Below are 24,182 nucleotides of genomic sequence, written 5' to 3' on the forward strand. Positions count from 1 at the left end.
ATAAACACAATTGATACATAAATAATAAAAAGCAATTTTTTGAAAATAAATAAGTAAATAAAATGTTTACTTTTGCTTTTACAAAAAAATAATAACTCTTAAAAAATAGATAATGGCATTAGAAATAACAGACGCAACTTTTGATGAAGTAGTATTACAATCAGACAAACCTGTATTAGTAGATTTTTGGGCAGCTTGGTGCGGTCCTTGTAGAATGGTTGGGCCAATTGTTGATGAAATTCACACAGAGTATGATGGTAAAGCCATTGTAGGTAAAGTAGATGTAGATGCTAATCAAGAATTTGCAGCTAAATATGGGGTAAGAAATATACCAACTGTTTTAATTTTTAAAAACGGTGAAGTGGTAGACAAACAAGTAGGAGTTGCTCCTAAAAACGTGTATACAGGTAAAATTGATGCTGCATTATAGTAGTTTAACAATATTATATAATCTAAAGGTTTGGCTAACGTCAAACCTTTTTTTATTTTAGGAGTTTAGTAGTTTCGATTTATGATAAAAGAAGCATTGTTTGTTTATGGTACGTTAAAGCCAAATTGCGAAAATGAACACGTATTAAAAGAAATTGAAGGAAAATTTACGAAAGCAATGTTAAAGGGCTTTACATTTGATGATGAATGGCAAAAACAAACAGGGTATCCGGGAATTAGAGAGACCAACTTGAGCTCTGAAGTAAAAGGATTTTTATTTACATCTACCAATTTAATAAATAACTGGAAAGTTTTAGATAAATTTGAAACTGAAGCATACCATAGAATAAATGTGCCTGTTATCCTTACAGATAAAAGTATAGTAAACGCATATGTTTACACAATTAATAACAACTTTGATATTTGTAAATTTTAAAAGAAAAAGATGAAAAAATTAATACTCCTTTTTATTGCAATATTATCTTTTTTAAGTTGTTCTTCTAAAAGAGAAGAATTACAATTGAAAAAAGGTATTTCTCACGAATTAGCCAAGTATAGAAAACAACAGATTACAGACCTTGTTTACAACCTTCATTTTAAAATTCCGAAACAAAAAAGTAAAGTAATAGATGCTAGATTAGCGTTGGTATTTACTGTTAAAGATTTAAAATATGATGTTTTTTTAGATTTTAATGAAAGCGCATCTAAACTTAAATCCTTAAAAATAAATGGAGCTACAGCAGAAATCAATCATCAAAAAGAACATCTTATTATTGATAAAAAGAATTTGAATTTAGGAGAGAATTCAGTTGAAATCTTTTTTGATGCAGGAGAGAAATCATTAAATAGAAATCAAGATTTTTTATATACATTATTAGTGCCAGACAGAGCAAGTACTTTGTTTCCTTGTTTTGATCAACCAGACTTAAAAGCAAAGTACAACTTAAGAATTACTGCGCCAAAAGATTGGAATGTTTTAGCAGGAGCTTTTGAAGAAAGTGCATTAGAGATAGATGATTTTGTAGAGCATAATTTTGCCACTTCAGATGTAATGAGTTCTTATTTATTTTCTTTTGTAGCAGGCAAATTTACAGAAGAAATTAAAAATCCAGGAGCGTTTGATATGCGCTTTTTATATAGAGAAAATAATGAAGAAAAAATAGGTGAAAGTGTTGATGAGGTGTTTAAAATTCATCAAAATTCAATAGATTTTCTAGAAAATTACACAGCGGTTACATTCCCATTTCAAAAAATGGATTTTGTTGCGATTCCGCCTTTTCAATATGGAGGAATGGAACACGTTGGCGCTATACAGTACAGGCAATCTTCATTGTTTTTAGATAAAAATGCAACGCAAACTCAAAAATTAAGAAGGGCTAAATTGATTGCTCATGAAACCTCTCATATGTGGTTTGGAGATTTGGTTACTATGCGTTGGTTTAATGATGTTTGGATGAAAGAGGTCTTTGCTAATTTTATGGCAGATAAAATTGTAAACCCTGTGTACCCTCAAGTAAATCATGAGTTAAGTTTTATGATGTCTCATTACCCAAGTGCATATTCAGAAGACAGAACAAAAGGAACAAATGCAATTCGTCAACAATTAGACAACTTAAAAAATGCAGGTTCTTTATACGGAAGAATTATTTACAACAAGGCGCCAATTATGATGCGTCAACTAGAATTTTTGTTAGGCGAATATGAGTTTCAAAAAGGGATTCAAAAATATATTAAAAGTTATAAAAATAATAACGCAGATTGGAATGATTTGGTAGCTATTTTTGATGAAAATGCGAACGGAAATATAAAAAGTTGGAGTGATGTTTGGGTAAATTCTTCTGGAAGACCCATTTTTTATGAAGAAATAGAAACCAATGAAAAAGGAAACGTAACCAAATTTATAATTCATCAAAAGGCAGAAGATGAGACAAACAAAATTTGGACACAATCTTTTAAAATTCAGCTGTTAGATGCTAGGGGTTACGTTAAAAATATTACCATAAGAAATATGGGTAAATCCTTTGATATTACTTCTGCAACAAAAGATTTTAAACCTGGTCAAATTTTATACAATACAAACGGTTTTGGGTACGGTGTTTTTCCAATTTACAAAGATAACATTAACGATTATAAGAATATTAAAGATCAGGTTTCTAGAGGGTATCAATACATCAACCTTTATGAAAATATGTTGATAGGAGAAATTACACCTTTACAAACGTTTAATGTTTTTTTAGATGCTATTCAATCAGAAAAAAACGAATTGATTACCAATTACCTGTCTAATAATATGCAAAACATATATTGGCAATTTTTAACAAATGTGCAACAGCAAGAATTACAAAGGTCAACAGAAAAAAGCATTTTTGCACTATTAGAAAGTAACTTGCCTTCTAATCTTAAAAAAACAATATTTAGACTGTTTCAATCTATCGCTATTTCAAAAGAAGGCAAAGAGCATTTGTATAAAATTTGGGCTAAAGAAAAATCAATTCAGAATTTATTTTTAAATGAAAATGAGTATACTATTTTAGCGATGCAGTTAGCAATTATAAATCACTCAAAGGTTGCAGAAATTTTAAAGGAGCAACAAAATAGAATTACAAATCCAGATCGCTTAAAACGTTTTAAGTGGTTGTTACCTTCTTTATCTTCTGATGAAATAGAGAGAGATAATTTTATGAAATCGTTGTTGCAAAAAGAGAATAGAGAAAAGGAATCTTGGGTGCAAATAGCTTTACAAAATATTCATCATCCGTTAAGGCATCAATCGTCAACAAAACATTTAAATTCAGTTTTAGAAAAACTAGAAGAAGTACAATTAACAGGAGATATTTTTTTTCCGAAAGGATGGTTGGCAAGTTCTATAGGTAATTATTCTTCTAAAGAAGCGTATGTTGTTTTAGAGCAGTTTTTAGGACGTAATACAAACTACAAAAAGAGTTTGTTGCAAAAATTGCATCAAACAACAGATAATTTAATAAGAGCACAAGATATAAAGAAATAGCTATGAATTTATCAGAAGTACAATCTTCAGACATTAAAAATTTAGATCTTTTGGCAAAACAAGTAGTGGAAGGGTTTATTACAGGTATGCATAAAAGTCCATTTCACGGATTTTCAGTAGAATTTTCTGAGCATAAACTATACAATAAAGGAGAAAGTACAAGACATATAGATTGGAAATTATTTGCTAAAACAGAAAAATTATATACAAAAAAATACGAAGAAGAAACTAATTTAAGATGTCATATTATTGTAGATAATTCTGCGTCAATGCATTACCCTGTTGTTAAAAAGCAAACAATAGATAATTTAAATAAAGTAGGTTTTGCTGCTGTAGCTTCTGCATCTTTAATGGAGTTGTTAAAGCGTCAAAGAGACGCTGTAGGATTAAGTATATATGCAGATAGTTATGAGTATTATGCGCCTGAAAAAGGAAGTGAACGTCATAGAAAAATGTTGTTACATCAATTAGAGCAGCTTCTCACCAAAACATCAAATGCAACAACGGAAACTTACCAATATTTACATGAAATTGCAGATAAAATTCATAGACGATCTTTAATTTTTTTGTTCACAGACATGTTTCAGACTACAAAAGAAAATAATGAGTTATTTGAAGCATTACGGCATTTAAAATACAACAAACATGAAGTTGTTTTGTTTCACACTTTTGATGCAGAGACAGAATTTGATTTTAATTTTGATAATAGTCCCAAAAAATTTATTGATGTAGAAACAGGATCAGAAATTAACGTTTATGCAGAAAATATACAGCAAAAATATAGTCAATTGGTATCTTTTTATTTTAAAGAACTGAAAAATAAATGTTTACAATATCAGATAAATTATGTTCCTGTAGATATTAAAAAAGGGTATCAAGAAATCTTAACGACTTATTTAATTAATCGAAAAAAAATCAAATAATTTTTTGATTTTATACTTGTGTATATAAAAATCTGTATTATATTTGCATCCGCTATTAGCAACGGTCTGGTAGTTCAGCTGGTTAGAATACCTGCCTGTCACGCAGGGGGTCGCGGGTTCGAGTCCCGTCCAGACCGCGAAAAGCATCTCAATTGAGATGCTTTTTTTTTGGTGTAAACTTAGAATGTATGTTTTGCTTTAAAATTTTAATGTGTAGAATTTATGATGAATTACATTTTAATTTTAGAGATGTGTTTTTTGATATAACATTAACGTATCTACTTTCTTAAAGTAAGATTGATAGTGTTAACTTTACTTTTGAAAAAGTCAATAAGATTACGCTGATAGTAGTAATCTTGCAAATAAAAATTATCAACGTGCCTTCAAATAAAAAAAATAAAAAGAAAAATCATTGGTTAAGGTGGTTTTTCCGGTTAGTAGCAAGCGTTATTGCTTTTCTTTTGCTAATTATTCTTTTTGTAAGAAGTTCTTGGGGACAAGCTATTATTATTAATAAAATAGTTAATTATGTCTCTGAAAAAACAAATACCAAAGTAGAAATAGACAAAGCATTTGTAACTTTTGATGGTAATGTTAAAGTACAAGGATTGTTTTTAGAAGACACAAAAAAAGACACGCTTGTATACCTAAACTCTTTAGAAGCAGATTTACCTTTAATTGGAATGATAAAAGGGACAACCTTAGGAGTAGAAAACATAGAAATAGAAGGATTAAAGGCAAATATTGAAAGAAAAGACACCATAAACGGCTATAATTTTCAATTTTTGATAGATGCTTTTGTTACAGAAACACCAGGTAATTCTGAACAAGAAGCAACTACTAAATCGCCAATTATTGTAATAGGCGATTTCTCATTAAAAAATATCAATTTTACATACAATGACGCATCATTGGGTATTCAAAATTCCAATAAAATAGGAAGCTTTAAGGGTAGTTTTGATACTATTGATCTAGAAAAAATGGTATTTAAAGCAAATGAAATACGGCTTGTAAACTCAGATATAGTTTATCAACAATTACCCGCATTAATAGTATCAACAGAAGAAGTAGTTTTGCCAAAGCTATATGCCAATTCAATTACTGTAAACCGTACTAAATTACAATACGATGCAATACCACAAGATTTTTATACAGATGTAGATATCAATACCTTTACCTCAAATGCAATAGCACTAGATTTGCAAAAATCTGTATTTGCTGTAGAAACAGTTTTTTTAAAAGACACTAAAGCAGAAATTGAAGTTGCAATAAACCCAAAGGAGAACCAAAACGATTCACAAAAAAAACAATTTTTATGGCCAGAATTAACTGTAAATATTGATAATATTACATTTGAAAATAATACTGTTGCCTACATTCTTAATAAAACTGAAATAAAAGAGAATGTTTTTAATCCCAATGCCATTTTATTAGATAGTCTAAATTTAGAAATATCTAAAATCAACTATGTAGAAAATGAAGGTAATCTATTTCTAAAATCATTAACATTTCATGAGAGCTCAGGATTCAATTTGCAAAGATTTACAGTAGAAACTTCATTTTCAGACAACAACATTGCAATTGATAATTTTCTTTTTGCATCCAATAAAAATACCGTTGCAGGTAATGCAAATCTAAACTTCAAATCAATTGAAGCGCTTATAAACCGGCCAGAAAATGTTACTGTAGATTTACAATTACCAATAATTCAACTCAATATTAACGAAATTTCTCAATTTGTACCCAATTTAAAAGCAAATCCATACATCTCTGAATTGGGCAAAAAAATGATAAACGGACAGCTGCATGCAAACGGTACATTGTCTAAAATAGATATTACTGAAAGTACTATTTCTTGGGGAAAATCAACAAAAATATCTGTAGAGGGTAGTATTTATAACGCAACTACCCCAGATTTCTTAAAAGTAGATATTCCCAATTTTAAAATTTCTACAGCCAGAAAGGACATCTTAAATTTTGTAGACCAAAAAGCACTTGGCATTCAATTGCCTAAAGAAATTTTCTTAGAGGGTAAGGCAAACGGAGGTTTAGAAAATATTACAACAGACGCAAAATTAACAACCTCTCATGGTATCGTAGCTTTAAAGGGAGGCGTTAGTAGTACACAAGGTATTCGTTTTGATGCAGATTTAGAAATTAAAGAGTATAAAATTAATCAACTTTTACAAGATGATAGTTTTGGGACATTAAGTTTACAAGTGAAAACGGAAGGAAAAGGGGAAAGTATCAATTCTTTAAACGGAAAAATAGATGCTACGGTCTCAAAATTTATTTTGAACGATTATGCTATAGAAGATTTGTCGTTAAAAGGTAATTTTGTAGATGGTATAGGAAATCTATCTTCTAAATATAAAGATGAAAATATAAATGCAAATCTAAAAGCTTTTGTAGATTTAGATAGGATAAATACCCTTGCTAACCTAACCTTAGATTTGGTAGGTGTAGATTTGCAAGGTATAGGCGTAATGCAAAGAAATATTAAAGCAGGTATGGATATTTCTGTAGATTTTGAAGGTAATTTAGAGAAATATCAAATAAAAGCACTTGTAGATGACGGAGCCGTAGTGTACGACAACAAAACTTACTTAGTGGGGCAAATAGATGCAAGAGGGTTTATAGATAAAGATACAACTTCTGTAACATTAAAAAATAAAATGATAGACCTAAAATTAGCGTCTAATACAGATCCTCAATCTTTTGGAGTGGCTTTACAAAAACACATTTCTAGCTATTTCTATAGAGATGTTATTATAGCCGATAGCATTCAAAAACCAGTTAACATAACGTTAGAAAGTAAGATAGTACAAACCCCCCTTATAAGTGATGTTTTTTTAGTAAATGTAAAAGACATAGATACAGTAAGCATAAATGTTGATTTTGATGAATTGAAAAGAAAATTAAATGCAAATATTACCGCACCCCATATCAATTATAATGATAGCGAGGTTGATAGTTTAGCATTTACAATGAATACAGATAAAGAAAATTTTAATTTCAAACTCGGTTTTAAAGATATAAAAGCAAACCCTTTATTTGTGCCCAAAACGGTCATTACAGGAAATCAAAAAAACAATGAGTTGTCTTTAAATTTTGCGGGTTACTATGATTCTGAAACCTTAATGAATGTAAATGCAAAAATTACAGGCAGTAAAGAAAGGTTACGTTTTACTGTAAATCCAAATAAATTAATTTTAAACAAACATATCTGGTCTATCCCCGCAGACAATGAAGTTGTTTTAGAAAACTCCAATACACTTTTATTTAACAATTTTAAGGTTACAAAAGGCAATCAATCCATTCGTATTACAGATAAATTAGAAGCTATAACAAATAATCACGTGGCTCTAGAGTATAATAATTTTAAAATTAGTGAAGTATTTAATTATTTGAATCCTGAAAAAGAAATTGTAAAAGGTGTTTTAAACGGAAACTTTGTTTTAGAGCAACCTTTTGGAGATACAGGTATTTTGGCAAACTTAAATATCAACAAATTAGAACTTCTAAAAACCAATTTTGGCAAACTAACCATAGATGCTAAATCTAAAGGGTATAGTACTTACGACTTTAACGCAAAATTAAAAGAAGGAGATATAGATTTAGATTTAACTGGAGATTACATAGTTGCCAATCAAGATGCAAAATTAAACTTAAATTTAAATATTAATAAGTTTAGTATGAGTGCTTTAAATACGCTTTCTTTAGGAGAGATTAAAGAGGCTAACGGAAGTTTTACAGGTAATTTTAAGGTTGATGGTAAAACCTCTAATCCCCAATACAACGGGGGTGTACAATTTAATGACGCTGTATTTAAAATAACTAAATTAAACACCAAATTTACTTTAGTTAATGAAGATTTAAAAGTAGATAACCAAGGTTTATATGTGTCTAATTTTACAGTCTTAGATGCTAAAAGGAATAAACTTGTCTTAACTGGAGATATCAAAACAGAAAGTTTTCTAAATCCCTCGTTTAATTTAGAACTTAAAGCAGATAATTTTAGAGTACTAAACGCATCAAAAGAAGATAATGAAGATTTATATGGAATTGCAACATTTGATGCCAATGCACAATTGACAGGAGATTTGCAAATACCTAAATTAACCGCAGATGTAACATTAGGTTCAGATACTAAAGTAACTTATGTTTTGCCATCTACCTATGCCAATATAGAAAAGAGAGATGATGTTGTTGTGTTTGTTAATCGTAAAAATCCAAATGCAATTTTAACGCAAAGAGAAGAACAAACCGCAATTGTAAGCGGGTTTGATATTGCTACTAAACTTAGTGTAAGTAAAGAAGCATCAGTAACTGTTGTAATTGACAAAAATACAGGAGACAACTTTAAAGTGTCTGGAGATGGAGATTTTATTTTTGATATGAGTCCTAATGGAAGAATTGGATTAAGCGGTACTTTTGAAGTGGCAGAAGGGCATTACGAACTCAATTTATACGGTCTGGTCAATAGAAAGTTTAATTTGGCTCCTGGCGGATTAATCAAATGGTCTGGTAATCCTTTTAATGCAGATATAAATGTTAGCGCTATTTATAATGTAGAAACTTCTGCAGCACCCTTAATGGCAGCTCAAATTTCTGATGAAGACCCATCTGTAAAAAATAGATTTAGACAAGTAATACCATTTAATGTTTATCTTAATATTGATGGAGAATTACTACAGCCAAAAATATCGTTCAATTTATCTCTACCAGAAGAAGAAAGAGGAGCTATTGGCGGACAAGTATATGGTAGAGTACAACAGGTTAACCAACAAGAAGAAGAATTGAATAAGCAAGTTTTTTCATTGTTGGTGTTAAATAGATTTTATCCAAATTCGGGTAGTGATGGAAGCGCGGGAGGCTTTGCAACCATAGCTAGAGATAATTTAAATGACGCTGTTTCAGAACAATTAAATGCTTTTTCAAATAAAATATTAGGAAATGCAGGAATAGAAATAAATTTCGATTTAAATAGTTATACAGATTATCAAAGTACAACAGCCACAGACAGAACAGATTTAGGAGTTACGGCTCAAAAGAAGTTGTTTAGTGATCGATTGGTGGTAAGGGTAGGGAGTGATGTCAATCTTCAAGGAAGCAACTCTACACAGCAAGCTTCACCATTAATAGGTAATGTTAGTTTAGAGTATAAAATCACAGAAGATGGTAGGTATCGTTTAAAAGGATTTCGAAAAAGTGAATTTGAAAATGTAATTGATGGTCAAACCATAATTAGTGGAGTTGCTTTAATTTTTATGCAAGAATTTAATGAGTTTAGAGAGCTGTGGAATGCTATTTTTAGTAGCCAAAATAAAGAGAAAGAGACAGAAGAAGAGCAAAACAACAAAACAAATTAAAAGAAGTAAGGTTTTGAAAATAAATACCAAAGAAAGCGTTGCGGTATTCATGTTTGTTTTACTACTATATTCGTGTAGTATAAACAAGTATATTCCAGAAGGGGAACGATTGTATACAGGTGCTACTATAGAAATGAAGCTAGATTCTGTAGTGCAAAATAAAGACAAGCTTAAAAACAACTTAAGCAACGTTGTAAGACCAGAACCAAATTCCAAATTTTTAGGAATGTATTTAGGTTTGTATTATTATTACAAAAATAAAAAGGAGAAAGCAAATTTTGTAAACAGATGGTTGTATAAAAAATTTGGAGAAGAACCTGTGTATCAATCTGATGTTTCACCACTAGAAGTAGAGGATGTTTTGAGAAATAGGTTAGAGAATAACGGCTTTTTTTATAGTACAGTGAATTCTTCATTTATAGAGAAGAAAAACACAGCTTCAGTTCTGTATAATTTAAATATTACAAAGCCATACACAATGACAAGTTATCAACTAGATAGTTTACCTTTTCCTATATCTGCTGCTATAAGTGAAATTACAGAGCAAACACCATTTCAAAAAAATATGCGGTTTAGTTTGAGTAATTTAAAATTAGAAAGAGAACGAATAGATACAAATCTTAAACAAAAAGGTTATTATAATTTTAACTCAAACTTTTTAGTTTTTGAAGCAGATACCAATCAGTATAAAAATAAAAGATTTGATTTATTTTTGAAGCTAAAAGCAAAAGTGCCACAAAAGGCAATTATACCCTACAAACTAAAAGAAATTAATATTTATCCAAATTATAATTTAAAAGATTCTTCAACAACAAAAATTACTCGGTTTAAAAATAAAAACTTTTTTCAAGAAGACATTTTTTTCAAGCCAAAATATCTTAATGATTTTATAATGCTTAAAGAAGGTGAAACATTTAATCCAACTACATCAAAAAATACAGCTAGACGCTTATCTTCTATTGGTGCGTATAAATACGTGAATATTCAATACGAAGAAATAGATACTTTAAATACTAAAAAAGAAGGTAGTTTAGCTGCTAACATTTACTTATCTCCCTTAACCAAAAGAGCCATACGTGCAGAATTACAGGCAGTAACAAAATCTAATAATTTTGCGGGACCAACTTTAGGAGTGACATTTAGCAATAGAAACTTGTTTAAGGGTGGAGAAACGTTAAATATTAGTGGAACTTTGGGATATGAAACACAAGTGTCATCAGGAGCTAATGCAGGTTTAAGCAGCGTTGAATTAGGAGTAAAGGCAGAATTAATTTTCCCGAGAGTAATTGCTCCGTTTTCATTTAAAGAAGATTTTTTTGAATATTCTATCCCCAAAACAAAAACTAGTTTAAGTACAACATATTTAAGTAGGAGTCAGCTGTATTCTCTCTTGTCAGGAGCAGCACTTTTTGGCTATGTTTGGAATGCCAACAAATATATTACATATGAAATAAACCCTATTTCTGTAAACTACACGCGGTTGTCAAATACTACTCCAGAATTTGAAGAGATTTTGGACAATAACCCTTTTTTAAGACGTAGTTTTGACCAGCAATTTATTTCTGGATTAACTTTTTCATTTACTTACAACGAGTTTTCAAGCAGCAAAACGCATCAGTTTTATGTAAACTCTACATTAGATGTTGCGGGTAATTCTATTGGTTTGTTTGGAAAAGAAGAGGTTTCTGGACAACCAAAGCAATTTTTAGGATTAGAATATGCCCAATATGCCAAAGTCGATGTAGATTTTAGATATCATTTTAATTTTGGAGATAAAAAAGCACAAACCATTGCAGCAAGACTTTTTGGAGGTTATGGTTATGCCTACGGAAACTCTAATGTAATCCCTTTTGTAAAACAATATTTTTCAGGTGGTCCTTATAGTGTTAGGGCCTTTAATATTAGATCTTTAGGTCCAGGGACATATGATGGCAGAACAAACCAAAATACCACATCTTTTTTTGATAGAACAGGTAACATTCGGTTAGAAGCTAATCTTGAATATCGTTTTCCAATATTTTCATTCTTTAAAGGTGCAGTTTTTGCAGATGCAGGTAACGTTTGGAATTCAGAACCTAATCCCACTTTTGATGGTCAGGATAGGTTTACGTCAGATTTTATCAACCAATTAGGTATGGGAGCAGGTGTGGGATTACGCATAGACGTTCAAGGTTTTGTAATTCGTTTTGATTTAGCAGCACCTTTTCATGATCCTGCTTTACCGGAAGGAGAACGTTTAGATTTTAGGTTAGATGAGCCTGTATTAAATTTTGCTATTGGCTATTCATTTTAATAATAATAAAATAATCAGTTTTAATTAAACTTATCAATCTTTTTAAGGTCTTATTACAGTAAGGAGTATATCTGATTTATTATTGGATATTTTCTTTACATAATTATAATGTTAATACGCATTGTATCTATGAATTATTATTCGAAATATAATATATTTGATATTTAAACATATTCTGATTTTAAATGAGGTTAAACAGTTTCTATTTTCTTTTAATTTCTATTGTTTTTTTTGTAAGCACATCTAACGCTCAAGAAACACTGCCTATTTATCAAGATTACTTATCTGATAATGTTTATCTCGTTCATCCTTCTGCTGCAGGAATAGGAAATTCCAGCAAATTAAGAATGACTGCTAGACAACAATGGGCAGGAATACCCAATGCGCCTACCTTACAAACACTAAGTTTTCATACCAAGTTGGGGTTAGAATCTAATGCAGCTTACGGTTTTATATTATTTAATGATCAAAACGGATTTCATTCACAAAAAGGAATACAAGGAACTTATGCATACCATTTACCTTTGAGTGATGGTAGGGTATTTAAACAACTTTCTTTTGGTTTGTCTTTTACTTTTGTGCAAAATCAATCAGACCAAAGAACATTTTTAGGAGATCCTGCAGTGGCTGCTATAATTCAAAGTACAAGTTATTACAATGCAGATTTTGGGATGGCTTATCATAGTGGGGGTTTCTTTTCATATGCTACTGTCAAAAATCTATTATTAACTGCTAGAAATAATATTAACATTCAGCAAAATTTAAATTTAAGAAACTATATTATGTCTGTTGGATATTATTATGGTGAACGAAATTTTATACAACTAGAACCTTCTATAATGTTTCAGTATAGAGAAAATTTAGGACAAACAATAGCAGATTTTAATATAAAAGCCTATAAAACTATTTCAGAAACTCAGTTATGGGCCGCCTTATCTTTTAGAACCAGTTTTGATGAGAATGTGCCACAGAATGCGCGTTTTATTTCCCCTATAATAGGTATAAACTACAAGAATATTATGTTTTCTTACACATATACGAATCAAATAAATGATGTAGTTTTAACCAATGCAGGATTTCACCAAATATCATTAGGTTTTAATCTATGGACTAGAAAGCAAAGAGGTGCAGCATGCCCTAATATTAACGCACCTTATGGAGGATTTTAGAAAACCTTCTGATGAATAGTTATGCCTTTACCTGAAACCAACTGTTTTAAAACGTTTTTGTTTTTATTGATAAAAAATTCATATTTAACATTTGTGTTACTTAAATTAAGCAATTGATGTTTATCTAAAACAGCTTTAGTTTGTCTAGCTACAGCTTCTCCAGAATCTATAATTTGAATTTTATGACCAACAATATTTCTTATTTGAGGAATTAAGTACGGATAGTGGGTGCAACCTAATACTAAACAATCTGCATTTTCATTTAACAACGGAATAAGATAAGAACGTAAAAGTTTTGTCATTTCAGGTGAGTTTATTTTCCCGTTTTCTATCAGCTCTACCAAACCAGTACCAGTAACTTCTTTACGTATTATTTTTTGATCTATGGTGCTAGAAGTGTTTTCAAAAAGTTTGCTGTTTAAGGTACCTTTTGTTGCTAAAATTCCGATAACTTTTGTAGTTGTTTTTAAAGCAGCAGGTTTAATAGCAGGTTCTATGCCTATAAAAGGAACATTGTATTTTTCTCTTAAAACTTTTATTGCATTAGTGGTAGCTGTATTGCAAGCAACAATAATTAATTTTGCATTATGTTCTAATAATATTTCAGTATTTTTTATAGATAATTCAATGATTTTATCTTTAGTTTTATTGCCGTAAGGAGCGTTTGCACTATCAGATAAGTAGATTGTACTTTCTGAAGGCAGAAGTGTAACTATTTCTTTCCATATGGAAGTACCTCCTACACCAGAGTCAAAAATGCCAATAGGTAAATTAGTAGATTGTATCATTCTTGTAAAAATAAAAAAACCTACTGACAACAGTAGGCTTATTTATTATTTATCGATTTAAATATGATTAGAATCCTAATTTAGCTTTAACAGCGTTATAGATATCTTCACCTTTTTTAACCAATAATCCTTTTCCAGGGGATGCGTCAAAAACGTAAGTAATACCTTTTGCAGCAGCAACTTCTTCTATAGCCTTTTGAGCTTTTTCTATAATTGGTTGTAATTCGTCGGCTTGTTTCTTCTGCATATCTTGGTAAGCAAAACGTCTAGCTTGTTCAATTTTTAAACCCTCTTGTTGCATTTCTTGTGCTCTTTTAGCATTTGTTTCATCTGTTTGAGACTTAGATTCTGCGATATACTTTTTTCTGGTATCTTCAAGTTTTTTCTCCATACCGGTAATTTCATCTTGGTATGTTTTTCCTAACTTTTCCATATCAGCTTTTAAAGAGTTTGTCGCTGGCATAGCTGCTACTAATTTTTCAAAGTCAATATGACCTAGTTTTTGCGCATTTGCAACACCACCTACTCCTAAAGTAAATACAGCAATTAATAGTAACGTTTTTAAATTTTTCATTCTTGTTTTGATTTAATTATTATTCTCGTCTTTTTTTTCTTGTTCTTTCTTTTTTCTAGCAGCTTCCTTTTTTTCTCTTAGAATTCTTCTAGCTTCATCTCTTTTTTTGAGAGCTTCTTTTCTTTTTTCTGCAATTAATTTCTTTTTAGCTTCTACTTCTGCAATCTTTTTAGCCTTTGCGTCCTCTTTCTGTTTGACAATATTTTTTTGATTTTCTGTTAATTCTCTTTTAGGAGCTGCAATATTTTTTTTAGTGTTTCTTTTACTTTTCTTTTTTGCTTCTCTTTTCTCGTTTTTTTCTTTTACCAGTCTTGTTCTGTCTATTGTTGATAAAACAAGTTCGCTAATATCGTATTTTTTATTTGAATACAACATGACTAACTCACTAGATTTATCAAATACAAAATCATATTTTTTTCTTTTAGAAATACTCTGTATAGCATTGTATACTTGATCTTGTATTGGTTTGACTAATTGTTTACGAATCGTAAACATATCTCCATTTGGTCCAAAATATAAAGACTCTAATCTTCTTAACTCTGCTTGTTTTAAAGAAATTTCTTCTTCTTTTTCTTCAATTAAATCTTTTGTGAGAATAGCTTTTTCGTTTGCTAAATCTGTTTTTAATACTTCTATATGTCTCGCTTGATCATCTAATTTTTTTCTCCATTTAGAAATTTTAGCATTTAATGTATTTTGAGCATCTAGATATTCAGGAACATTTTCTAAAATATACTCCATATCAATATAAGCTATATTTTGACTTCTTTGAGCCCAAGAAGAAGTAGCAAAATATAAAAGAACTGTTACTAAAAAAACTTTTTTCATTTGTATAATGTATTTAGAAAAAACCATGCCAAAAAAATAAATTTACACAATTTTAGTGTTTTCTTAGAATTGTCTTCCTATGATAAAATGTGTTTGCCAACCAGATTTAACGGTTTGTCCTGGTAAAGGGTCAAATCCATGGGCAAAGTCTATTCCTAATAAACCAAACGCTGGCATAAATATTCTGACACCCAATCCTGCTGATCGTTTTACATCAAACGGATTAAATGTCTCAAAATTGTCATAACCATTACCTGCTTCTAAAAATCCTAATGTATAAATAGAAGCAGAAGGAGAATCTGTAATAGAATAACGCAATTCTAATTGAAATTTATTATAAATAGAACTACCTTGTATTGGAGATAATCTATTGTTTTCATAACCTCTTAAACCTACAACTTCTCTACCATCTAATTGAAAAACGGCAATTCCATCACCACCTACAAAATATCTTTCAAAAGGTGTCAGTCCAATTTTTGAATTGTAAAAACCTAAGTAACCAAATTCTGCATTTGTCATTAAGACTAACTTGTCAGTAAAAGAAGTGTACCATTTTCCTTTTAATGTAAATTTATAATATTCTAACCATTCAAATTTGTCAGCAAGAAAGTCATTTTGTTGGGCAGAAGTTAAACCTTCTGGTTGAATAAAATCGTTCCCGCTTAATAAAGAATAAGGCAATGTTGCTTTTACACCTAAAGAGAATTCTGAACCATAAGTAGGAAAAATTAAACTTGGTCCTGCAGAGTTTCTCGAAAGTGTTGCACTGTAAGAAAGGTTTTTTAAGTTACCGTTATTTAAAATAGATTCACCAACTCTAAAATTATAATTATCTAAGTTAAAGCTTTGAAAAGCTATGCTTTGAGATAGTTGAAAGAAATCATCTGGCCATTTTAAACGTTTACCTAAACCAACAGAAGCTCCTATAATTCCTAAACTTCTATTTCTGTCTACATCAAAAGTTTGGGGGTTAATTTGAAATTGATTAGATGAATAAATAGAAAATGATAAAGATTGTGGTTTTTTACCCCCCAACCATGGTTCTGTAAAAGAAAAACTATACGTACTAAAGGTTCTACTGGTTTGTAGTCTTAACGATAATGTTTGACCGTCTCCTGTAGGCAAAGGTCTATATGCTTCTTTGTTAAAGATATTACGTATAGAAAAATTATTAAAAGAAAGCCCTAATGTACCAATAAAAGCACCACCACCATAACCACCTTGTAATTCTATTTGACTTCCTCCTTTTTCAGTAACAGAAAAATCTATATCTGCAGTTTTGTTTTGATAATCTGGCACTACATTTGGACTAACATTAGCGTCAAAGAAACCAAGTTGACCAATTTCTCTAATAGATCTTATAATTTGGCTTCTACTAAATAAATCACCCGGTTTTACACGTATTTCTCTAAATAAAACATGGTCATTAGTCTTATCGTTTCCAGTAACAGTTACTTTTCTAATTCTTGCTTTTTCGTCTTCTCTAATTCTAATTTCAACAGTGATAGAATCATTTTGAACTTTTGTTTCTACAGCATTTACAGAAGAAAATAAGAATCCATTATCTTGGTATAATGTAGAGATATCTTGAGAAGTTGGGGTTCCATCTCCTTGAATTCTTTCTTTAAGAACAGCACCATTATAAATATCTCCTTTCTCTATTCTTAAATAGTTTTGCAACTGATCATCTGTATATTCTTTGTTGCCTACAAAAATTATATCAGCAAATCTGTATTGTTTACCTTCTTCTAGTGAGAGATGAACATTAATTGTATTGTTATCATTCCAAGAAATACTATCACTTAAAATACGAGCATCTCTATAACCAAGCCTACTATATTTATCTAATACGTTTTCTAAGTCTTCTTGAAAATCTTCTTCAATATATTTAGAACCTTTCCAAAAACGACCAATAAATTTTCTCTTGGTGTTTTTTAAAGCTTTTCTCAAATTTTTATCGGAAAGCGCTTCATTTCCATCAAAAAATATATCTTTTATTTTTATTTTTTGTCCTTTATCTACGTAGATAGACATATCCACAGCATTAATATCTGTAGTGTCTTTTTTAAGGTCTAAACTAACTTTGGTTTTTAAGAAACCTTTGTCTGTATATTTCTTTGAGATGTAGTTTTTTGTTGTTACCACAAGATTGTCGGTAACCATAGCTCCTGTTTTTAATTCGGCATCTTTTTTTAATTCTTTAGCTTTTCCTTTCTTTATACCAGAAATTTTAATCTGGCTCAACTGAGGGAGTTCTTGGACATCAAATTGAAGGTAAATTGTGTTACCATCTACTTTGGCTAGGTATACATCTACATTACTAAATTGTTTACTCTCGTATAGTTTTTTGATAGCACTCGTTAATTTATCACCAGGGATTTTAAGAGGCAATCCTATTTGTAAGCCCGTAAAAACCCTAACCGTTTCTTCGCTAAATTTTTGTAAACCAGTTACAGATATACCACCTAAAATGTATTCTTTTCCTTTTTCGTAAGAAACATTTTTTACAGCAGAAGTATCTTTTTCAACTGTTTTGATACTATCATTTTGCTGCTGTGCACTAACATTTATATTAAAAAATAGTGATAAAAACACTATTGCAGCAAAAATTAATTTCGTTAAGAATTTATTCTGTAATCTGTTCGCTTGTCTTTCCAAATCTTCGTTCTCTATTCTGATAATCTATAATAGCATCGCAAAAATGCTCCCTTCTAAAGTCTGGCCAAAGTACATCTGTAAAATATAACTCAGCATATGCCATCTGCCATAATAAGAAATTACTAATACGATGTTCTCCACTAGTTCTTATCATAAGATCGACCTCGGGCAAATTAAACGTATATAAATGATTATTTATAGTGTTTTCATTAATTTCTTCTAAAGAAAGTTCTTTATTAACAACTTTTTTAGATATGTTTTTAATAGCATTAACAATTTCTTCTCTAGAACCATAGCTTAAAGCTAAGGTCATTACAATTCTTTTATTATTTTTTGTTTTCTTTATAACTTCTGATAGAGTTTTTTGCGCATTTTGAGGTAAATTTTCGATATTACCTACAGCATTTACTTTAACATCATTTTTTTGAAATGTATCGTATTCTTTCTTTAAAGAATTTACCAAAAGTCTCATTAGAGCATCTACCTCAAATTTAGGACGTTTCCAGTTTTCTGTTGAAAATGCATATAGTGTTATGGCTTCAACTCCAATTTCAGCAGCAGTTTCTATAGACTGCCTTACAGATGTTAACGCGTTTTTATGGCCAAAAACCCTGTTCATACCTTGTCCTTTGGCCCAACGTCCATTACCATCCATAATAATGGCAACATGTTTTGGAACTCTATCTAAGTCAATGAGTAGTTTTTTATCCATATTTATTAAAATCCGTCTTTATAACATGAGGGTCTACCAAATGTGTAAATTAAAGATACTCCTGTAAACATATACCAGTCGTTACCTGTACCTTCTAAACTAACACCAGGGGTTTCATTAGATACAAAATCTAAATCATCTTCAAATGTATATCTAAATTTAGCTTCAACAGCAAAAGCCAAAGTACCATATATTTTAGTTTTATATCCTATTCCAAACGGTATTGCAAATGCAGTTTTGTTTCCTAAATTAATTTCGCTTGGGGTAGGGTTAGACACTACATTTCTATAATTAAAACCCACAAGTTCTAGTAGTAAATAAGGAGTCCAAGTATTGTTTGAAGAAGACATATCAAACTCATAAAAATTATACTCTATACCCACAGCAAGTTCATTAATTGTGTTTGAAAATGAAATTCCTCTATCTTTTCTAAAACCAGTATCTGCCTGAGAATCATTTCCTTTTATAGGTAAATAACTATAGGTTGCTCTCAAGGCTATTCTAGGATTCCAATTGTATTTGTACATAAGTGCACCTGCGCCTTGGTTAGGATAGATATAGTTATTTTTACCAATATCACCCACGTAATTTGTTCCTCCTAAAGTGAAACCAATTTCGTGTACTTGTCCTTTTAAAATAGAGACAAAACCTAATATTGCAATAAATAAGATACCTTTTTTCATTCTAAAAAATAGCGAGCAAATATAAGTAATTCAATTTGCTTTATGAAGTTAATATTCAGTCTTTTTTGGATAACAACTTTTTTAAATAATTATTGTAAAAAAATGGTTAAAGATTGGTTTTGTTTCTGATATCTTCTCCCCATAACAATTTACTTCGTAATGTTTTTAAGAAAGATTGGTTTTTTGGAAGAATACTCTTTATTGTATAACTTGTTTTTTCAATGAAAATCTTTGTGTTTTTTGGTACTGTAGTCACTCTAGAGTCAAGTGAAATTAGATAGCTTTTTTCTCTAGAGTCTACTTCTAATTGTATCTTAGTTTCATCAGAAATTACAATAGGTCTAGCATTTAAATTATGAGGAGCAATTGGTGTAACCACCATATTTTTAGAATCTGGTAAAATTACAGGGCCATTACAACTTAATGAATATCCTGTAGAGCCTGTTGGGGTAGATATGATTAAACCATCTGCCCAATAATTTGTAAGATATTCATTGTTTAAATACGTTTTTACTCCTATCATAGAAGTTGTATTTTTTTTAGCTATGGTTACTTCGTTTAAAGCAAAATCTAACTCTTTTAAATCCTTTATAGATGGTTCTGTCTTTATGGTTAACAGAAATCGTTCTTGTAATGTATATTCTCCATTTAAAACATGATTTATACTTTCTTCAATTGCATCTTTTGGCACCGTGGCTAAAAAACCCAATCTACCTGTATTAATACCTAAAATAGGAATGTTTAAATCTCTAATATGCGTTACTGAACGTAAAAAAGTACCATCACCACCTATGGTAAACATAATGTCATAAGTGTTATCTAAATCATCAAAACTTTTAAAACAGGTATGTTTGTCTTCTAAGACTTTTTGTTGTATTAGAAGTTTATAAAATTTATTTTCAATACAGAATTCAATGTTATTTTTTTCTAAAACATTAAGTAGTTTTAGAATTTCAGCTTCAGATGAGATAGCGTAAGATTGTGCGTAAATAGCTGCTTTTTTCATTACATTTCTAAATATTTCTGTAAATATTCTGATCTGTTTTTTAGGTCTTCTAAGTAAATATCATTCTCATGAATAGAGATGATTTTGTAATCGTATCTTCTAAAAGTATGCATGATTTCATTGATTTCTTCAGAAATAATTTTTAAGGTAATTTGTACAGTTTCGTGTGTTTTTTCTGAAATGTATAAGCCTAAAAGTTTTCCGTTATTAGATTCTACTATTTGTGTTACTTGACTCATAGAGTAATCATTAATAAGCTTTTCTACAATTAAAGTTTCACCTTCATCAATCATAAAAGGACTTGTAGAAAAAACATCTAATACGTCACGTAAATCTAGATAACCCATGTATTCTTTAACATCATTTAGAATAGGAATAATGTTGGTGTCATTGTCTGCAAAAATTTTAAGCAATTCTAAAACAGTTGCTTTTTCGTCTGCAAAAAAAGAATGCAACAAATCTCCATAAATTACCAAAGTGTTTTCCTTTTCTTCTATGGTCTGTATATCTTCTTCAGCAAAATTGCCTAATAATCTGTTATTTTCAACTACAGGAAAATGGGTAATAGGGTAGTTTTTAAATACTTTTTTTGCCTTTTTTACCGAATTTTCTAGGTGTAGTGGTTTTATTTCTTCGAGTATGTAATCAGTAATATTCATCTAGTACGAATATAGGATAAAATGATTTAATAAAGTACCTTTGCAGCTTAATTTTAAGGAATGACAAAGCTAAGTGTAAATATCAATAAAATTGCAACTTTACGCAATTCTAGAGGAGGAAATGTACCTAATCTTTTAAAAGTAGCTAGAGATATTCAAGAGTTTGGTGGAGAAGGAATAACTGTACATCCAAGACCAGATGAAAGACACATTAAATATCAAGATGCTAGAGATTTAAAAGATGTTGTGATTACGGAATATAATATTGAAGGAAATCCAGTAAAATCTTTTATGGATTTAGTGTTAGATATTAAACCAACTCAGGTTACGCTAGTGCCAGATGCAGTGGATGCAATTACGTCTAACGCAGGTTGGGACACTATAACGCATCAGAAATTTTTACAAGAGGTAATACAAGAGTTTCAGCAAAACGGAATACGAACTTCTATTTTTATAGGTACTGATTTAAAATTGATGGAGGCTGCTGCCAAAACAGGAACGGATAGAATTGAATTATACACCGAGCATTTTGCTAGTGAGTTTGAAAAAGGAAATAAAGAGGCTGTTAAACCATACACAGATTCGGCAATTTTAGCAAATAGTTTGGGGTTAGGCATAAATGCAGGACACGATTTAAGCTTGGATAATATTAAATTTTTTAAAGAAAATATCCCGAATCTAGCAGAAGTATCTATTGGTCATGCCTTAATTGCAGAAAGTCTCTATTTAGGGTTAGAAAATGTTGTAAATATGTATTTACATCGTTTAAAATAATTTGTTGTAATAATATCTAAATTAGTTCATGTCTCAAAAAGTTTTACATTCAACCATAAAAGGAGAAGGTGTTCCATTATTAATTCTGCATGGTTATTTTGGTATGAGTGATAATTGGAAAACTTTAGGAAATCAGTTTTCTGAAGATTTTGAAGTACACTTAATAGATCAAAGAAACCATGGAAGAAGTTTTCATGATGACGAATTTAATTATGAGGTTTTGGTTGATGATTTATATGCTTATGTTAAGTATCATCAGCTAGATAAAGTGTATATTATTGGTCATTCTATGGGAGGTAAAACAGCAATGTTATTTGCAGTAACCTATCCTGAGTTTGTAGAAAAGTTAATAATTGTAGATATTTCTCCGAGACAATATGCACCACATCATAATGCAATTTTAGCAGGATTAAATTCAATAGATTTTGCTCTCCAGAATACAAGAAGCTTGGTAGATAAAAAATTGGCTGAATTAATTCCAGAGTTTGGGGTAAGGCAGTTTTTATTAAAGAATGTTTATTGGAAAGAAAAAGGAGTTTTAGACTTTCGTTTTAATTTAGCATCGTTAACAGAGAATAATCCTGAAGTTGGTGCTTCATTGCCTTCTTTTACTGTGTTTGAAAACGATACATTATTTTTAAAAGGCGATAAGTCCGATTATATCACAGATAAAGAAGTACAAATTATTGAAGCTCATTTTCCAAATTCTAAAATTGTAGAAATTTCCAATGCAGGCCATTGGTTACATGCTGAAAACCCAAAACAATTTTACAAAGAAGTTCATACATTTTTGAGTTAATTGTTTACAAGCGATTTTTCAGTATTGTATGTTTTTAATAAGAATAGAATTTTATAAATAAAGTAACTAATTTTTTTTCAACACTTTGTAAATTTACACTTTAAAGCGAAAAGATGAGTATAACAAGCGCACAAGAACAAGTAGACAATTGGATTAAAAACCATGGGGTACGTTATTTTAACGAATTGACAAATATGGCTCAACTCACAGAAGAAGTTGGTGAAGTAGCACGTATCATTGCAAGACGCTATGGAGAGCAAAGTGAAAAAGAATCTGATAAAAATAAAGATTTAGGTGAAGAGTTAGCCGATGTTTTATTTGTGGTTTTATGTTTGGCAAACCAAACAGGAGTTGATTTGCAAGATGCTTTTGAAAAAAAACTAGAAATTAAAACCAAACGAGATCACAATCGTCATCACAACAATGAGAAATTAAAATAATTTTATTGTATGAATTTTACGATTGAAATGAGCTAAATTTATATTGAAAATAAAAACTTCAGTTACTAAATAGTTCTCAATAACTTATTACAAAAAAAACTAGAACTGAGAGTTTAAAACTTTTTTAAAGTACAACGCACAACACATTAATATATACAACTAATGCATTTTTTAGAGAAAATTAAAAAGAAAAGTTTTTGGATCAATTTTGCTAAAATTACAATCCCGTTTTTTGTAATTGTTACTGTAGTTTCTTTATTGATAAATAGTTCTTCAGAAATTTTTTCAGGTGATTTTAAAGCACTGTCTCAAAGTAATTTTACTAATGGTAAATGGAAAGTTTTTTTTGCATATAAAATTGTACTTAGTATATTTTACGGACTTTATATTACCAATAAAAACACCAAGTAATTCTTTATTTTTTAAAAGCTTTAATACCCGCTTTAATTGCAATATTAAGATGGTTTTTTCGAGGTGTTAACGGACAAGAATATTTGTCATTATATGCACAATAAGGGTTGTATGTATTGTTAAAATTTAGTATGACAATGTTTTGATCGTTAATGTCAGAAATCATAATGTCCATATAACGTCCTCCACCATAAGATGTATCACCAGAAGTGTCATCTGTAAAAGGTAAAAACAAATAGTCTTTATATTTTGTATCTTCTAAATCATCTTGACTTTGGTAAATTGTTAATTCACAACTTTGCTCTTGTAAAGTAAAATTTAGTTTACCATACTCTTTATATAGCGGTTTTCTAGTAGTTGTGGTAGGCATTTCAAAAGTTACAGCATTCTCTGTTTTTGTAAATTTAGCTTTTACAATATATGTTGAGTCTATAGGAAAAAAATCAAGACCTTTAAACTCTTTTAAATCTCTCTTTTTTAAAGGAGATTTAGAAGCATCTTTATAGGTTGCATTAAGATTTCTTTGGTATTCAGACTCACCAACTAAAGGTCTTTTGCTTTGAGAGTTGCAAGAAATAATAACAGATAAAAGAGAAAGTAAAAAGATTTTTTTCATAAGGTGTAAAATTCTAAATCAAAAATACAATAATCAAAATA

Annotated in this window: 20 protein-coding genes and 1 tRNA gene; 12 read left to right on the forward strand and 9 right to left on the reverse strand. The window is 30.0% G+C overall.

The window, feature by feature from the left end; translation table 11 throughout:
* Nucleotides 1–112: 112 nt before the first annotated feature.
* The 8 genes from trxA to DUT90_RS12620 all read left to right on the forward strand — a co-directional run bounded on the left by trxA (nt 113) and on the right by DUT90_RS12620 (nt 13,193).
* On the forward strand, nt 113–430 hold the full coding sequence (trxA, locus tag DUT90_RS12585) for a thioredoxin (protein ID WP_114427531.1): 318 nt from the start codon (nt 113–115) through the stop codon (nt 428–430).
* Nucleotides 431–511: 81 nt separating this feature from the next.
* Nucleotides 512–865 carry a gamma-glutamylcyclotransferase family protein gene (locus DUT90_RS12590; protein WP_220222566.1) on the forward strand — a complete coding sequence of 118 codons (354 nt, stop codon included), beginning with the start codon at nt 512–514 and terminating at the stop codon, nt 863–865.
* Nucleotides 866–874: 9 nt separating this feature from the next.
* A complete protein-coding gene (locus DUT90_RS12595) occupies nt 875–3,436 on the forward strand; it encodes a M1 family aminopeptidase (protein WP_114427532.1) in 2,562 nt (853 codons plus the stop codon).
* A gap of 2 nt (nt 3,437–3,438) precedes the next feature.
* Entirely contained in the window at nt 3,439–4,359 is a 921-nt protein-coding gene (locus tag DUT90_RS12600) for a DUF58 domain-containing protein (RefSeq protein WP_114427533.1), read from the forward strand.
* Nucleotides 4,360–4,422: 63 nt separating this feature from the next.
* Nucleotides 4,423–4,496 (forward strand) — tRNA-Asp (locus tag DUT90_RS12605).
* 240 nt (nt 4,497–4,736) lie between these two features.
* On the forward strand, nt 4,737–9,731 hold the full coding sequence (locus DUT90_RS12610; RefSeq protein WP_114427682.1) for a translocation/assembly module TamB: 4,995 nt from the start codon (nt 4,737–4,739) through the stop codon (nt 9,729–9,731).
* A 49-nt stretch (nt 9,732–9,780) separates the two neighbouring features.
* The gene (locus DUT90_RS12615) at nt 9,781–12,024 is read left to right on the forward strand and encodes a BamA/TamA family outer membrane protein (protein WP_114427683.1); all 2,244 of its coding nucleotides are present in this window, start codon (nt 9,781–9,783) and stop codon (nt 12,022–12,024) included.
* Between the two features lie 185 nt (nt 12,025–12,209).
* On the forward strand, nt 12,210–13,193 hold the full coding sequence (locus tag DUT90_RS12620; RefSeq protein ID WP_114427534.1) for a type IX secretion system membrane protein PorP/SprF: 984 nt from the start codon (nt 12,210–12,212) through the stop codon (nt 13,191–13,193).
* On the opposite strand, the gene murI is transcribed toward DUT90_RS12620, so the two are convergent.
* From murI to DUT90_RS12660, 8 genes are all read right to left on the reverse strand, one after another.
* Nucleotides 13,190–13,981, reverse strand: a complete 792-nt coding sequence (gene murI, locus DUT90_RS12625) for a glutamate racemase (RefSeq protein ID WP_114427535.1) — start codon at nt 13,979–13,981, stop codon at nt 13,190–13,192. The two genes, DUT90_RS12620 and murI, sit on opposite strands and share 4 nt — an antisense overlap.
* A gap of 67 nt (nt 13,982–14,048) precedes the next feature.
* On the reverse strand, nt 14,049–14,555 hold the full coding sequence (locus DUT90_RS12630) for an OmpH family outer membrane protein (RefSeq protein WP_114427536.1): 507 nt from the start codon (nt 14,553–14,555) through the stop codon (nt 14,049–14,051).
* Nucleotides 14,556–14,567: 12 nt separating this feature from the next.
* Nucleotides 14,568–15,383: an OmpH family outer membrane protein gene (locus DUT90_RS12635; RefSeq protein WP_114427684.1), complete on the reverse strand. Its 816-nt coding sequence runs from the start codon at nt 15,381–15,383 to the stop codon at nt 14,568–14,570.
* A 63-nt stretch (nt 15,384–15,446) separates the two neighbouring features.
* Nucleotides 15,447–18,041 carry an outer membrane protein assembly factor BamA gene (gene bamA, locus DUT90_RS12640; protein WP_114427537.1) on the reverse strand — a complete coding sequence of 865 codons (2,595 nt, stop codon included), beginning with the start codon at nt 18,039–18,041 and terminating at the stop codon, nt 15,447–15,449.
* Nucleotides 18,010–18,753, reverse strand: coding sequence for an isoprenyl transferase (locus DUT90_RS12645; protein WP_114427538.1), 744 nt, complete (start codon nt 18,751–18,753; stop codon nt 18,010–18,012). Before DUT90_RS12645 ends, bamA begins: the two co-directional genes overlap by 32 nt.
* A 5-nt stretch (nt 18,754–18,758) precedes the next feature.
* The gene (locus DUT90_RS12650; protein ID WP_114427539.1) at nt 18,759–19,436 is read right to left on the reverse strand and encodes a DUF6089 family protein; all 678 of its coding nucleotides are present in this window, start codon (nt 19,434–19,436) and stop codon (nt 18,759–18,761) included.
* A 106-nt stretch (nt 19,437–19,542) separates the two neighbouring features.
* Nucleotides 19,543–20,442, reverse strand: a complete 900-nt coding sequence (locus DUT90_RS12655; RefSeq protein ID WP_114427540.1) for an NAD kinase — start codon at nt 20,440–20,442, stop codon at nt 19,543–19,545.
* On the reverse strand, nt 20,442–21,101 hold the full coding sequence (locus DUT90_RS12660; RefSeq protein ID WP_114427541.1) for a CBS domain-containing protein: 660 nt from the start codon (nt 21,099–21,101) through the stop codon (nt 20,442–20,444). Before DUT90_RS12660 ends, DUT90_RS12655 begins: the two co-directional genes overlap by 1 nt.
* A gap of 60 nt (nt 21,102–21,161) precedes the next feature.
* On the opposite strand from DUT90_RS12660, the gene DUT90_RS12665 reads away from it, so the two are divergent.
* From DUT90_RS12665 to DUT90_RS12680, 4 genes are all read left to right on the forward strand, one after another.
* On the forward strand, nt 21,162–21,875 hold the full coding sequence (locus DUT90_RS12665) for a pyridoxine 5'-phosphate synthase (RefSeq protein WP_114427542.1): 714 nt from the start codon (nt 21,162–21,164) through the stop codon (nt 21,873–21,875).
* Between the two features lie 28 nt (nt 21,876–21,903).
* Nucleotides 21,904–22,674: an alpha/beta fold hydrolase gene (locus DUT90_RS12670; protein WP_114427543.1), complete on the forward strand. Its 771-nt coding sequence runs from the start codon at nt 21,904–21,906 to the stop codon at nt 22,672–22,674.
* A gap of 113 nt (nt 22,675–22,787) precedes the next feature.
* Nucleotides 22,788–23,114 carry a nucleotide pyrophosphohydrolase gene (locus tag DUT90_RS12675; RefSeq protein WP_114427544.1) on the forward strand — a complete coding sequence of 109 codons (327 nt, stop codon included), beginning with the start codon at nt 22,788–22,790 and terminating at the stop codon, nt 23,112–23,114.
* Between the two features lie 162 nt (nt 23,115–23,276).
* Entirely contained in the window at nt 23,277–23,525 is a 249-nt protein-coding gene (locus DUT90_RS12680) for a hypothetical protein (protein WP_114427545.1), read from the forward strand.
* Nucleotides 23,526–23,529: 4 nt separating this feature from the next.
* Here the strand turns inward: DUT90_RS12680 and DUT90_RS12685 are convergent, their stop codons facing one another.
* Nucleotides 23,530–24,141, reverse strand: coding sequence for a DUF1684 domain-containing protein (locus tag DUT90_RS12685; protein WP_114427546.1), 612 nt, complete (start codon nt 24,139–24,141; stop codon nt 23,530–23,532).
* Between the last annotated feature and the right edge of the window lie 41 nt (nt 24,142–24,182).

It is taken from the genome of Polaribacter sp. WD7 (assembly GCF_003335085.1).
Taxonomy (GTDB): domain Bacteria; phylum Bacteroidota; class Bacteroidia; order Flavobacteriales; family Flavobacteriaceae; genus Polaribacter.

What these genes read in the sequence shown, in the direction of transcription:
- DUT90_RS12615 (WP_114427683.1), top strand. Translation starts at nt 9,781, where the DNA reads ATGTTTGTTTTACTACTATATTCGTGTAGTATAAACAAGTATATTCCA.
- DUT90_RS12645 (WP_114427538.1), bottom strand. Translation starts at nt 18,753, where the DNA reads ATGGATAAAAAACTACTCATTGACTTAGATAGAGTTCCAAAACATGTT.
- DUT90_RS12650 (WP_114427539.1), bottom strand. Translation starts at nt 19,436, where the DNA reads ATGAAAAAAGGTATCTTATTTATTGCAATATTAGGTTTTGTCTCTATT.
- murI (WP_114427535.1), bottom strand. Translation starts at nt 13,981, where the DNA reads ATGATACAATCTACTAATTTACCTATTGGCATTTTTGACTCTGGTGTA.
- DUT90_RS12635 (WP_114427684.1), bottom strand. Translation starts at nt 15,383, where the DNA reads ATGAAAAAAGTTTTTTTAGTAACAGTTCTTTTATATTTTGCTACTTCT.
- DUT90_RS12665 (WP_114427542.1), top strand. Translation starts at nt 21,162, where the DNA reads ATGACAAAGCTAAGTGTAAATATCAATAAAATTGCAACTTTACGCAAT.
- DUT90_RS12590 (WP_220222566.1), top strand. Translation starts at nt 512, where the DNA reads ATGATAAAAGAAGCATTGTTTGTTTATGGTACGTTAAAGCCAAATTGC.
- DUT90_RS12655 (WP_114427540.1), bottom strand. Translation starts at nt 20,442, where the DNA reads ATGAAAAAAGCAGCTATTTACGCACAATCTTACGCTATCTCATCTGAA.
- DUT90_RS12675 (WP_114427544.1), top strand. Translation starts at nt 22,788, where the DNA reads ATGAGTATAACAAGCGCACAAGAACAAGTAGACAATTGGATTAAAAAC.
- DUT90_RS12620 (WP_114427534.1), top strand. Translation starts at nt 12,210, where the DNA reads ATGAGGTTAAACAGTTTCTATTTTCTTTTAATTTCTATTGTTTTTTTT.
- DUT90_RS12600 (WP_114427533.1), top strand. Translation starts at nt 3,439, where the DNA reads ATGAATTTATCAGAAGTACAATCTTCAGACATTAAAAATTTAGATCTT.
- DUT90_RS12680 (WP_114427545.1), top strand. Translation starts at nt 23,277, where the DNA reads ATGCATTTTTTAGAGAAAATTAAAAAGAAAAGTTTTTGGATCAATTTT.
- DUT90_RS12595 (WP_114427532.1), top strand. Translation starts at nt 875, where the DNA reads ATGAAAAAATTAATACTCCTTTTTATTGCAATATTATCTTTTTTAAGT.
- DUT90_RS12630 (WP_114427536.1), bottom strand. Translation starts at nt 14,555, where the DNA reads ATGAAAAATTTAAAAACGTTACTATTAATTGCTGTATTTACTTTAGGA.
- DUT90_RS12685 (WP_114427546.1), bottom strand. Translation starts at nt 24,141, where the DNA reads ATGAAAAAAATCTTTTTACTTTCTCTTTTATCTGTTATTATTTCTTGC.
- DUT90_RS12670 (WP_114427543.1), top strand. Translation starts at nt 21,904, where the DNA reads ATGTCTCAAAAAGTTTTACATTCAACCATAAAAGGAGAAGGTGTTCCA.
- trxA (WP_114427531.1), top strand. Translation starts at nt 113, where the DNA reads ATGGCATTAGAAATAACAGACGCAACTTTTGATGAAGTAGTATTACAA.
- DUT90_RS12660 (WP_114427541.1), bottom strand. Translation starts at nt 21,101, where the DNA reads ATGAATATTACTGATTACATACTCGAAGAAATAAAACCACTACACCTA.